Source organism: Nocardia sp. NPDC049707 (assembly GCF_040674855.1).
Classification (GTDB): Bacteria; Actinomycetota; Actinomycetes; order Mycobacteriales; family Mycobacteriaceae; genus Nocardia.
Genome location: NZ_JBFANN010000062.1, coordinates 24368 through 36252, shown reverse-complemented (window position 1 = coordinate 36252; position 11885 = coordinate 24368). Strand labels below are relative to the sequence as shown.

Annotated in this window: 13 protein-coding genes; 5 read left to right on the top strand and 8 right to left on the bottom strand. The window is 65.0% G+C overall.

Features of this window, described 5'->3' with window-relative positions:
• The first annotated feature begins 156 nt into the window (after window positions 1-156).
• Window positions 157-1101 (top strand): LysR family transcriptional regulator, encoded by a 945-nt coding sequence (locus AB0J29_RS33965; RefSeq protein WP_364794808.1) that lies wholly within the window; start codon window positions 157-159, stop codon window positions 1099-1101.
• 30 nt (window positions 1102-1131) lie between these two features.
• Here the strand turns inward: AB0J29_RS33965 and AB0J29_RS33960 are convergent, their stop codons facing one another.
• The 3 genes from AB0J29_RS33960 to AB0J29_RS33950 form a co-directional block, all read right to left on the bottom strand.
• Entirely contained in the window at window positions 1132-1485 is a 354-nt protein-coding gene (locus AB0J29_RS33960; protein ID WP_364794806.1) for a hypothetical protein, read from the bottom strand.
• A complete protein-coding gene (locus AB0J29_RS33955; RefSeq protein ID WP_364794805.1) occupies window positions 1473-1970 on the bottom strand; it encodes a hypothetical protein in 498 nt (165 codons plus the stop codon). Before AB0J29_RS33955 ends, AB0J29_RS33960 begins: the two co-directional genes overlap by 13 nt.
• Window positions 1971-2373: 403 nt before the next feature.
• On the bottom strand, window positions 2374-3348 hold the full coding sequence (locus AB0J29_RS33950; protein ID WP_364794804.1) for an MBL fold metallo-hydrolase: 975 nt from the start codon (window positions 3346-3348) through the stop codon (window positions 2374-2376).
• Window positions 3349-3408: 60 nt separating this feature from the next.
• Here AB0J29_RS33950 and AB0J29_RS33945 point away from each other — a divergent pair, with 60 nt between their 5' ends.
• Window positions 3409-4008: a TetR family transcriptional regulator gene (locus tag AB0J29_RS33945; RefSeq protein ID WP_364794803.1), complete on the top strand. Its 600-nt coding sequence runs from the start codon at window positions 3409-3411 to the stop codon at window positions 4006-4008.
• 625 nt (window positions 4009-4633) lie between these two features.
• Here AB0J29_RS33945 and AB0J29_RS33940 read toward each other — a convergent pair.
• Window positions 4634-5287, bottom strand: coding sequence for a TetR/AcrR family transcriptional regulator (locus AB0J29_RS33940; protein ID WP_364794801.1), 654 nt, complete (start codon window positions 5285-5287; stop codon window positions 4634-4636).
• A 102-nt stretch (window positions 5288-5389) separates the two neighbouring features.
• Between AB0J29_RS33940 and AB0J29_RS33935 the strand changes: the two genes are divergently transcribed.
• Both AB0J29_RS33935 and AB0J29_RS33930 read left to right on the top strand, forming a co-directional pair.
• Window positions 5390-6787: an MFS transporter gene (locus tag AB0J29_RS33935; protein WP_364794799.1), complete on the top strand. Its 1398-nt coding sequence runs from the start codon at window positions 5390-5392 to the stop codon at window positions 6785-6787.
• Window positions 6784-8001 (top strand): FAD-dependent monooxygenase, encoded by a 1218-nt coding sequence (locus AB0J29_RS33930; RefSeq protein WP_364794797.1) that lies wholly within the window; start codon window positions 6784-6786, stop codon window positions 7999-8001. Before AB0J29_RS33935 ends, AB0J29_RS33930 begins: the two co-directional genes overlap by 4 nt.
• A gap of 442 nt (window positions 8002-8443) precedes the next feature.
• Here AB0J29_RS33930 and AB0J29_RS33925 read toward each other — a convergent pair whose 3' ends face one another.
• Entirely contained in the window at window positions 8444-8647 is a 204-nt protein-coding gene (locus tag AB0J29_RS33925) for a hypothetical protein (protein ID WP_364794796.1), read from the bottom strand.
• 115 nt (window positions 8648-8762) lie between these two features.
• On the opposite strand from AB0J29_RS33925, the gene AB0J29_RS33920 reads away from it, so the two are divergent.
• Window positions 8763-8939, top strand: a complete 177-nt coding sequence (locus tag AB0J29_RS33920) for a hypothetical protein (RefSeq protein WP_364794795.1) — start codon at window positions 8763-8765, stop codon at window positions 8937-8939.
• A 278-nt stretch (window positions 8940-9217) separates the two neighbouring features.
• Here AB0J29_RS33920 and AB0J29_RS33915 read toward each other — a convergent pair whose 3' ends face one another.
• Genes AB0J29_RS33915 through AB0J29_RS33905 form a run of 3 tightly spaced genes read right to left on the bottom strand, consistent with a single transcriptional unit; the run spans window position 9218 to window position 11884 of the window.
• Window positions 9218-10198: an ABC transporter substrate-binding protein gene (locus AB0J29_RS33915; protein WP_364794793.1), complete on the bottom strand. Its 981-nt coding sequence runs from the start codon at window positions 10196-10198 to the stop codon at window positions 9218-9220.
• A 52-nt stretch (window positions 10199-10250) separates the two neighbouring features.
• On the bottom strand, window positions 10251-11090 hold the full coding sequence (locus AB0J29_RS33910) for an SDR family oxidoreductase (RefSeq protein ID WP_364794792.1): 840 nt from the start codon (window positions 11088-11090) through the stop codon (window positions 10251-10253).
• Window positions 11087-11884 carry an ABC transporter ATP-binding protein gene (locus tag AB0J29_RS33905; protein ID WP_364794790.1) on the bottom strand — a complete coding sequence of 266 codons (798 nt, stop codon included), beginning with the start codon at window positions 11882-11884 and terminating at the stop codon, window positions 11087-11089. Before AB0J29_RS33905 ends, AB0J29_RS33910 begins: the two co-directional genes overlap by 4 nt.
• Between the last annotated feature and the right edge of the window lies 1 nt (window position 11885).

The following is an 11885-nucleotide window of genomic DNA, read 5'->3' as shown; positions in this document are numbered from 1 at the left end:
TGGAACAGCGACCTCAGCAATCACTGAACTACCAGGAGTTCACTCAAATCTCGAGCGTCACACACGCGCAGCCGGAGTTCTCAGACGCTCACTAAAGAACAACACTTACAGGTGTCCATTACAAAGATCCGAAGATCTCTGTAGATTATGTAGATAATGACGAACTTCACGCTCCACGAATTGCAGTGCTTCGACGCCGTTGTGCTAAACGGCGGCTTCCAGGCCGCCGCCGAGCGGCTGCACCGCTCGCACCCTTCGGTTTTCGCAGCGGTCGCCAAACTGGAGCGTCAGCTGGGCCTGGACCTGCTGGATCGCTCCGGCTATCGGGTTCAGCTCACCGAGGCGGGGCATGCCTTCCACCGCAAGGCGCGCTTCCTGCTGCACGAGACCGAAGAACTGCGGACCTTCGCGGCGCAGCTGGCAATGGGCCAGGAGGCCGAGCTTCGCGTGGCACTCGGGGACCTGTGCCCGCTGCCACCGGCGCTGGAGATGCTCAGCCGCTTCTTCGGGCAATGCCCGCAGACCAGACTGCACTTGCAGTTCGAGGCGGTGACCGGACCATGGGAGCGGCTGCTGGAAGACGAGGCCGACCTCATCGTGCACCGTATCCCGAAAAGCGATGTGCGGATGGAGTGGATAGATCTCGGCCGCGTCGCGCTGGTGCCCGTCGCGGCGCCCGGTTTCCTGCCCTTCCCCCCATCCACCGACATCACACCGCAGCGATTGCAGGCCTTCACCCAGTGCGTGATCCGGGATTCGGCGCGACACCCGTCCGAACAAGGCCATTTCCTGGTCGAAGGCGCGCCCCGGTGTTCTGTTCCGGATCACCTCATGAAGAAGGAACTGGTCATGCACGGCATGGCGTGGGGCCACCTACCGCGGTTCATGATCGAGAACGAATTGCGCGACGGAAGCCTACTTTCCATCGCTGGACAGCACTTTCCCGGTATCGTCGAGGAACTTTCGGCAGCTCGCCGACGCGACCGACCGCACGGGCCGGTCGCCGACAAACTGTGGGACTTCCTGGCCCACCAAGCGCCGATCCTACGACCGACGCTGGGCCGCGTACCCAGAGCGAAGAAGGCTACCGCCGCGCCATGACCGTCGGGCCTCACCCGACCACTCGGACTGTCACCCGACCGCTTGGACCGACCGCCGGCTCATCCCTGTACGGCCAGCAGCGCGGGATAGTCGGTGTGGCATTCGGCGCCGCCGCCGTAGACGTGCATACTCGTTGACCGGGGCTCCGGAGGCGAATCGGGCAGGCAGATCGGGGTTGGCAATGAATGCCCGTCCGAACGAGAAGACGTCGGCCAGGCCGGTGTCCACTACCTTTTCGCCCTCGGCGCGGGTGGTGGGAGTCGGGCCGTTGAAGTTCGCGATGAGTGTGCTCGACCAGCGTGGGCGCAGATCGGCGAGGGCTGGGTACTCGCCTCGCTCGATCACGTGGAGGTAGGCGAGGCCGAGCGGGTTCAGGGTGTCCACGAGGGTTCGGTAGGTGCCTCGTGGGTCCTGCTCCGCGATCTCGTTTTCGGGGTTGTCCGGTGAGATGCGCAGGCCCACTCGCTGCGCACCGACTTCGGCCGCGACCGGGGTAGGATATCGACGACCAGCCGGAGCCTACCGTTGCGTGAGCCACCGTATCGGTCGGTCCGCTGGTTGGTGTTCTCCGCGAGGAACTGCTGGACCAGGTAGCCGTTCGCGCCGTGGACCTCGACCCCGTCGAATCCGGCGGCGATGGCGTTGCGGGCCTCGGCGGCGAAATCCTCGATCGTGGCGTCTACTTCGGCGGTCGTCATCGCTCGAGGTGTCACATGATCCACCATCCCCTGGGAGGTGAAGATCTTCGCGCGGGTTATCCGCTCGGGAGAGGGCGCCAGCGGAGTCGCGCCACCTGGCAGAGTCAGTGGGTGGGTCATTCTGCCGACGTGCCACAGCTGGGCGAAGATGCGCCCGCCCGCGGCGTGCACCGCATCGGTTGTAAACCCATGTATTCCAAGATAATTCCCTTGAGTCGGTATAGGGGTAGGTTGGCCACCATGCAAGATCGGATATGGGCATGGGGCCACTGATCGTCGAGTCCAGATCAAGACCCGGCGTAACCATGACTTTCGATAACCCGGTTGCGAGGTAGTCACCCAACCGGCTTGGACCGCGGATCGGGCACGGCCGGTTGAACTTCCGGGCCCGCGCCGACCGCTTTGGTCAGCGTCTAATACTGCAATAGCGGACACTCGATGCCACAGTGATTCTCCGCAGCGGCGATGGCGTCGAAGCCGGTCCACTCGGCGCAGTTGTCGCCAGATCCGTATAGCTGTGGCCGAACGTTCACGCGCAGAGGGGAATTGCGGATGACATCGCGACCGCTCCCTCCTAGGTGTGGTTCGCTGCGCCCGACGGCAAGCCGATGGCACGGTCGGCGGCAAGTGTCGCGGCAAATCCAGGCAGCATGCCCAGCAGTTCCGGTTCAGTTGCTGCACTGCCATGTTCGCGGTAGATGGCCCCGATATCGAGTAGCACTCGCTCCGGGCCGAGCAGGTTCGGGCAGCGGGTGAAGTCGAAGCCTTCTGCGGCTTCCAGCACAGTCAGGCCCCTGTTCTGGCAGCTCTGCGCATAGTCGCGAAGCCGCTGCAGATATTCACGGAACGTGCGCACATAGGTGGAACCGACAACCGGGCCGTGACCGGGCACGACGGTGTGTACGTCCAGGCCGAGTATCGTCTCGCAGGCCGCGATCCAGCCGTCGATGGGACCGGAGTGGATGACCGGGTGGACACCGGCGAACAACAGATCGCCGGCGAACAGGATGCGTGCGTCCGGGACATGGACGACCACATCGCCGTGCGTGTGCGCCGGACCGGCCTCGAGCAACTGCACGGTGCGTCGACCTACCTGGAGCTGGAGCTCACCGCGGAAAGTTCGGGTGGGCAAGGTCGGGATGACGCCGGTGAAGTCGAATCCGGCCACGATCGGCGCCATCCACTCACGCAATCCTGTCGGCAGCTGCTGATCGAGAAGCAATGACAGGAAACGGTTTTCGCTCATATGGTGGGCCGCAGCGTGAGAGGAGACGATCTCTGCGCCGGTCACGAGCTGATTGCCCCACCAGTGATCGGGATCATCATGCGTGTTCACCAGCGTGCGGATGGTCACCGCCGGCAGGCTATCGGCGACGGAATACAGCAGATGTGCGGTCTGCGCCAGCGTGAACAGGGTGTCGATCAGCAAGGCCTCGTCTCCGTCGGCGACGAGGCCGGCGTTGCTCAGGCCCCAGGAACCGTCGGGCTCGAGATAGGCGAACGTGTTGGCGCCGAGTCGATGCAGGCCGCGAGTGAACGGGATTGGCATGAGATTTATCCCCCTAAAATAGTCTGTAGCCTAAGTTTAGGTGACAGTACACTCTTGGTCATGGCAGCGAAAGAGGTCGGGCGGCGGGAGCGGCGCAAGCAGGAGACGCGAAACAGGTTGCTGGATACCGCATTAGCGTTGTTCGCGACGCAGGGGTTCGAGGCGACGACCATCGACCGAATCGCCGAGCAAGCCGACGTAGCGAGGCAGACCGTGCTGAACTACTTTCCGCGCAAGGAAGAATTCGTCCGCGCCTGGGTCGATCGGCGTCGGGAGCGGCTGACGATTCTGTTGCAGGAGGAGGCCTTTCGCGACATCTCGGCCCATGAGAGACTCGCCGCTCTGGTGGGCCTCATGGCCGGCTACGACGAACAGGAGAGCCGGGTCGCGCGGGCGATATCGGAGGGTTGGATCCGACACGACAGCGGGTTCTTCGCCGACGCGGTAGCGCCCCCAGCGCTCGTCGAGGCTGTACAGCTGGGCAAACAGCGTGGGGACTTCGCTTCAACGATCGATGCCGACCTTGCTGCCGAAGTGATCTACGACTGTTACTTGCAGACCCTGAACCGCTGGCTGCACTCCAACGCGCAGTTCTCTCTCGATCGCACATTGCGCGGCAAACTCGACATTGTGCTCAACGGGCTGCAGCGACCAACGTAGTTGGGCCTGGTGTGCTCCGGCGCGTCCATACCGCCGAAGTCGCCGACCGGGGCTGGCATCTGCGACAAGTCCACATCGTGCAACGGGTCGTGCAGCAGCTCGTCCGATGTCGGCATGCTCCAGCGCGAACGTCGCAGTCGCCGCGAGCACTACAGCATCGGACACGATGTCTGGACCCGGGTCGGCATGGTCAAGGCCGGCACCGGCAAAATGCTCGCCGCCACCGCCCGGCGTGGAGCCGACACGCTGGGCACCACGACCCCGGCCAGGGCTCGCCTGGCAGACAATGGCGTGGTGTTTCGAAACCCTGTACAGCCTCGACCCGCAGGGCATCGACCCCGACCAGTTCGGCTCGGTCCCCTGCCGCGAATGCGGGGCCCACAACGTTTCAGCGGCTTCCACGATCCCTACGATCGGAAGCCGGTAACTACCATCACTGCCGTTTCTGGTGCCGATGAGTTCAGAATGAGTTTGCGGAGGCAGATCACCGAGCAGGCCAGGGTCAGGAGCCTTGGTGGAGGTCGGTGCGGCGTTGGTAGCGGGTCCGCAAGCGTTTGCAGGCGTGCAGGTCGCACCCGAGATACCGAAGCGCCCGGCCCCCTCGCTGTCGCTGAGCTGATGCAGCTCAGCGGCGCTGGTGCCAGTCCTGCTGAGGTCGGTATGCCCGGAGAAAGGTCCGCACTCCCTCGACCACGAGTGACTCCACCCGGGCGTCCTCGGCGGCATTCGCGGAACCGAATCTGTTGAGCGCGACGCTGAAGGTCAGCGCGAGGAACTGGTCGGCCGCGAGCCGGGGGTCGGGGATATCGAGCAGTCCGGCCGCGGCGAAGGCAGCGAGCCGCTTGGCGATGATTTCGTCGGGGGTATCGGCCATGGGGTTGTAGTCCGGACGCGGCAGGTGGTCGGATTCTGCCCGGACCAGTCGTTGCAATGTCGCGTACTCCGCCGAGCCGAGCATTTCGGTGGCGATACGCATCGAGAACGTGACCAGGGCGTCCTCGAGGTCGGCGGCTTCGGTGGGGCCGGTGAGGGTGTCGTCGAGGGTGCGCCGGATCGTGGTGATCAGCGACTGGCCGACCGCGTCGATGACTGCTCGCAGCAATGTCTGTTTATCGCCGAAGTAGTCGTAGACCGTCCGTTTGGACACTGCCGCCCGGGCGGCGACCGCGTCGACACTGGACCGGTCGAAACCGTCGGTGAGGAACAGTTCCCGCGCCGCCGCGAGGATGGCGGCCCGCTTCCGGGCCGACCCCTCGCGCAGCGTCTTCGTAGTCGACATGACTTCATCCTATCGTTCTACACTGCACGGTGTAGTGTAATTTGGGGACATGGCATTCGCCGAACCCCCACAACTCCGGCCGACATCAGCGGAAGGACGTCCATGACCGAAACCCTGGCTCCCCCGGCCCGCATCGGGAAGGCAGCGGTCATCGCTCTCGGCATGCTGGCTGTCGCCACCGGAGCGCTGGAATCAGTGGTGACGCCGACACTCCCGCTTCTGCAACGCGAACTGGACATGAGTCCGGCCGAGGGGGCACTGCTCAGCGTCGTACTGCTGGTCACCGGTGCGCTCATCACACCGGTCGCCGGAAAGTTCGGCGACCGCTACGGCGGAAAGCGTGTCCTGATCCGGTTGATGACGGTGGTCTCGGCCGGGGGTCTGGTATCCGCCCTGGCACCGAATCTGCCCGTTCTACTACTCGGCCAGATCCTGCAGGGAGCGATGGTGGGCGCCTTGCCGCTGTCGTTCATCCTGGTGCGCGAGCATCTGCCCGCGGGCGAGTCGAAGGTGGCCATCGGGGTGGTCAGCGGGTTGTTCGTGGGCGGCGGAATGGCGGGCACGCTGGCAGCCGGGCCGGTCGCGGAGGGACTGTCCCGGCACTGGATGTTCGCGCTGCCGACCATCGCGGTCATCGGGGCCACCCTGCTCGTGAACGGGCTGATACCGCGGGACCGGCCGGGTCGATCCGGCCACGCCGGAATCGATTGGTCCGGACTGGGCCTGTTGAGCGGGGCACTGGCCACGCTGATGCTCGTGCTCGCACTGGCGCCCGATCTCGGCGCTCAGCCGCTCGCGCTCGGCGCCCTCCTCGTGGTGCTGTCCGCCTTCGTTGTCGGATGGATCGCCGTTGAACGCCGCGCGGCCTCGCCCATGGTCGATCCGGCGATGCTGGCACAGCCCGCGATCTGGAAGCCGTGTGTGCTGACATTCGTGATCTGCGCCGGTACCTCGGTGGCGGTCTATCTCGTTCCGCAACTGTTCGCGGTATCGGCCGGCGAATACGGTTTCGGGGCGAGCGCCACCCAGATCGGCTTCTTCCTGTTGCCCGGCGCCGTGGCGGCGTCGCTGGCCGGGCCGATCAGTGGTATCTGGGCGCGGCGTTACGGCTCGCGTGCCGTGGTCACCGCCGGAATCGTCATCCTGGCGGCGGCCCTGCTCGACCTGGCGGTCGTGCACACCGAGAGCTGGCATCTCGTCGGCGGCAAGGCAATGGTCGCGCTGGCCAACGGCCTGTGCGTCACCGCGCTGGTCACCGGCGTCGCCACCGCCGTCGACCGGCGGGACACCGGCATCGCCACCGGCCTGGTCCTGGTAACCCGTGTCGTCGGCTACGCCGTGGGTGCGCAGATCAGTGGCGCGATCCTCACCGCCGCAACACCTTCCGGGTCGGACATCCCGGCCGAATCGGCCTTCGTCACCGGCTTCGTTATCGCCAGTGTTCTCACGGCGCTGTCGCTGGTCGTCGCCCGGACCATGAGCAAGGGAGTCGAGGAATGACCCGAATCGAACCGTCGAGGAATACCCGGACCACTCCGCGACGCACGGTCCTGATATCCGGGGCCGGCATTGCAGGGCCCGCTCTCGCGTTCTGGCTGAACCGCTACGGTTTCGCGGTTACGGTAGTGGAGCGAGCGGGCGCCGTTCGTGGCGGCGGATACCCGATCGACGTGCGCGGCACCGCGCTCGAGGTCGTCCGGCGGATGGGAATCCTGCCGCGCCTGCGGGACGCACATATCGACCTGCGTCGAATGTCCTTCCTCGATGCAGACGGTAGCGAGGTGGCTTCGGTCGACCCGCGCACCGTCACCGGCGGCGCGGGCGGAGATCTGGAAGTGCCGCGCGGGGAACTGACCGCCGCCCTCCACACAGCGGTCCATGACGATGTGGAGTTCCTGTTCGACGACTCCGCCGACACCCTCGAGCAGACCGGCCACGCAATCGAGGTCACCTTCCGTGGGGGCGGCACGCGGACGTTCGACATGGTGATCGGCGCGGACGGCCTGCACTCCCGCACTCGCGGGGCGGTATTCGGCCCGGAAGAACTGTTCCATCGGCACCTCGGTTACTGCTTCGCCGGGTTCACCATGCGCAATACCTTCGGACTCTGCAGCGAGACCGTGTTGTGGAACACCCCGGGCCGGGCCGCGGCGCTCTACGCCGCCGGGGACAGCGACGACGAGGTGCACGCCCTCCTGAACTTCGCCCACCCGGAACCACCGTTCGATGCGTACCGGGACCCGGAAGCCCAACGTGAGCTGGTCGCAGCGGTTTTCGCCGATGCGGAATGGGAGGTCCCGGGCATGCTTGCGGCCATGCGCGACGCGGACGACCTGTTCTTCGACAGTGTCGGCCAAATCCGCATGCCCCGCTGGTCCAGCGGCAGAGTCGCGCTGGTCGGCGATGCCGCGTACGCGCCCTCGTTCTTCACCGGACAGGGCTCCAGTCTCGCGCTCGTCGGTGCTTATATGCTCGCCGGTTCCCTGGCCGACCGGGAACACGCCGCCGGCTTCGCCGCCTACGAACACGGCACCCGTGAGTTCGTGATCCTGAACCAGGACCAGGTCGGCGAGGGCGATGCCGTTCTCTTCCCAGCCACCGCCGCAGCTCTGGAACAGCGCAACGACATGCTGCGCGATCTGGCCACCGCGCCCGCCGCGACGGAACGACCGGCCCATTCAGCGCTCATGCTGCCCGAGTTCACATGCGACTGAGCGTCCAGGCCACGGCTACCGAGAGGACGGCATCCGCCGGTTCGTCCTGCTCGGCCGCAGGGTCCTCGAGTCGAGGCGCTGCTCGAACTGGCCGACATCGTGCAGCAGCGCGCCACCGAGGACGCTGGTTCCATACCTTCCACCGCGCGGCTCAGCGCCGCAGGCGTGGGGTCGTCGAATGTCAGCGTGGTGACCAACCGGGCGCCGACATCCGGTGCCTGTGCGAGAGTCGGCAGGATCTCCTCGAGGTCGTGGGCTGGTCGCGTGCGGCTTTGACGCGCCCGGCGAGAGCCGGGTTGACCTCGAGGGCACTCGAGCTTCTAGGTTTGCTGTGTTGAATCGCCAGGATTCCACCGAGTGAGTCCACCAGCTGACGGATTTCGTCGCGGCTCATTCGTTGAGAGAGTATGGCGTGATTTGATCCGCCCCGCGTAGGCATCGATCACGAACGCTGCTCGGCGAGGTATGCGGCCTGGCTGGCCTCGTCCCGGACGTAGTCCCCGTTAAGCCGGACCGGGGCGCCGGTAGCGGTGTCGTATTCAACGATCTCGTTGCTGCGCGGCGCCACATCGGCGGCACCACGCCAGGTGGCCGTGCCCCAACCGGTGATCGCCAGCGGCTTTCCCTGCGCGACCAGATCGCGCACGGAACAGCGACAGGATCTCCGCGGCCTCGAGTTCCAGCGGATACGGCGAGAACTAGACCTCGAGCCCAAGCCATGGTCAACTCGCGCCGGATCACCTCGGGGTCGAATTCCTTCCGTGACGCCCGGCCATTTCCCGACGAAACCGGTGTCATACGTAATCTCCTGGCTAACCGGCTACCACCGGCTCAACGTCCGCTACGACCGCAAGGCCACGCACTTCCTGGGTTTCCTCACCCTCGCCGCAGCATTGACCGGCTACAAGAAACTCCCGATGGCAAGATCAGCGACATGAGACACGGTCTTACCGGTACGTCACCATGGAAAATGGCTCAGCCTTCGTTCCTCGTGTGGAGTCGAAAAGGGGAGGAATATGATCGGGACTTTGCCGGAAAGGCCCGACAAAAGCGTGCTTGGAGCCGGCGAATCCGCTAGCGCCTATAACTGTTCGACGGCGCGCGACTTGTGGTTTTCTTCTAAATTTGCTGGCGGCCGTGCGGGGTCGGACATGAATGCGCAGGCACACATCATGCGCTCGGTTGTAAAGTCCTCCGACCCGCGCCGCGTGGGAATTCAGCCTTTGGGTGGGAACTCGATGATGAAGTCCTTCATGGTCGGAACCGTGTCCACAGCGCCGTACTGGTGCATTATCTCCGCGAGAACCTGAGCCTTGCCCTCGTCGATCGAGGTCGTCCAGGTCGGCAGGATCATTTTCTCTGCGATGTCCGTGGAGACGCCGGAGAAGCCAGGAATGAACGCCCGGAACTCAGCTTCGTGATCCCGGGCGTATTCGAGCGACATGATCAGCGCTCGCTGGAACGCGTGGACGGTGTCCGGGTGGTCGGCCAGGAACTTCGCCGAGGTCATCCAGAGCGACAGTGGCATGTCCGGCATCACCGCGGCGTCGAGTGGGGCGAGCCGGACGATGTCCTCTTTCGCGGCAGTGAGGGTGAGGAAAGGTTCGGCCGAGCCGATGGCGTCGACGCGGCGCGAGGTGAGCGCTGCCAGCTGGTCCGGAAACGGGATCGGGATGAGTTTGACGTCCGCCGGGTTCACGCCGGCATTAGTCAGCGCGATCTTGACTTGCACCTCGGACAACGAGGCGAGTGAGTTTACGGCGATCGTCTTGCCTTTGAGATCGGCAACGCTCGTGAAGCGACTCTGCTCGAGCGCCACGAGCTGGATATAGTCGTTTGCGAGCGACCCGCCGGTGGTGTCGCCGGCACCGACGATCTTCAGCGGGAGCCCCTGGCCGGCCAGGGTTGCGAAGCTGGGGAAGCTCCAGTTGGAGAACTGTAGTTGTCCAGCGAGAAGAGCTGGGGGGATCGTGGTCGCGGTGGTGATCTTCTTTACCTCGATGTCGAGTCCTACCTGTTTGAAGAAGCCCTTCTCGACTCCGAAAGGGACAACGGCGAACGACGTGTTCGGCTGTACCCCGACGGTAATTGTGGCGGGTTCGCCGCGTGCACCGCCGCTGGATCCGCACGCCGTGGCGGCCAGCAATAGAGCGATACTGACGATCACACCAAGAGCCCCCTTTTTCCTCTTCATCATCTGTTGTGCCTTTCTCACAGACGGGCTCGCTGGCGCGGCCTCGGATTCGAATTCATCTAAGGTGCTGGCGGGAATCCCCAGTGCCACCAGCCCAGGTCTGCGCGGACTGGCCGCCGTCGACGACGAGCGCGTGACCGTTGATGTAATTGGCCTTATTCGAGGCCAGAAACGCCACGGCGTCCGCGATGTCCCAGGCCGAGCCCTGCGCGCCGGTCGGGGACTGTGCATCGCGGGCCGCGGAAATGTCGGACAGACTCGCCACGTCGTAAGAGTCTCGGAGCGGGGCGCGGTAGAACGGGGTATTCATGAGCCCTGGAAGGACGCAGTTCGCCCGGATCCCGCGGTTGGCGAACTCCAGTGCGACCGACCTGGTGAACGGTTCGATCGCTCCTTTGGAGCATGAGTACGCGATCATCGGAACCCCTGTCCAGCGGCGTCCGGCGACTGCACCGACGTTGATGATCCGGCGAACCTGACCGTCGAACTCGTACGCGGCGAGCATCGCCGGCAGGACCATGCGCGTAACCAGGAACATGCCAGTGAGATTGACCTCGAGGGATCGGAGCCAGTCGTGGACGGTCGTGTCCAGGATCCCGCCCGGTATAGCGACGGCCGCGTTGTTCACCAGCACATCGATCTTGCCGAGACGGCGCTCGACGATGTCGACCGCGGTCTCGACGGCGGAGCCGATGGAGATGTCGGCCACAACGGAATACGCCTCACAGCCGGACGCGCGAATCTGGGCAGTGCACGCTTCGGCACGCTCGTGGTCGCGGTCGAGGACGGCAACCGCATAACCGCAGGACGCCAACGCCGAGGCGGTCGCGGAGCCGATGCCGTGTTCCCCGCCGACCATTCCGGCGCCGGTAACCAGGGCGACTGGCGCGCTCATCGCTCGCTCCGGACAGTCTCCCGAGCCATGTGACCCTGCGTGATCTCCAAGTAGATTTCCGAACGTAGCTGCGCGAACTCGGGGTGTTCCTTGGTGGCGACCTGGTCTCGCGGAAACGGCAGGTCGACCGTCAGATTGGTCTGTACCGTCGAAGGCGGCTTGCTCAGTACGATCACGCGATCGGACATGTAGACGGCCTCGTCGATGTCGTGGGTGACCAGCAGCACCGTCATTCCGAATCGGGCCTTCACGTCAAGGACGACATCCTCGAGCTCGGCGCGCGTCTGTGCGTCGACCGACGCGAACGGCTCGTCCATCAGTAGGACCTGCGGTTGATAGGCCAGCGCCCGAGCGATCGCGACTCGTTGCTGCATGCCGCCGGAGAGCTGCCAGGGGTAGTGGCGAGCGAAGTCGGTGAGGCCGACCGCTTTCAGTGATTCGGTCACCAGCGATTCGCGCTCGGCACGTTCCCGCCGGCGGCGGATGGGTAAGTCGACATTCTCGGCGACTGTCATCCACGGAAACAGTGAGCGGGCGTAGTCCTGGAAGACAACCGCCATCTCCGACGGGGGCCCAGTGACTACTTTGCCGTTGAGGCGGGTGGCTCCGGTGCTTGGCGCGAGCAGGCCGGAGATGCACCTGAGCAGCGTAGTTTTGCCGCATCCGGACGGGCCAACCACCGAGACGAACTCGTCGGCGCGGACCTCGATCGAGATGCTGCCGACCGCCTGGACCGGCCCCGACCTGCCGTCGTAGCGTTTCGAGACGTCGTCGATCTGGAGGATCGCGTTCATA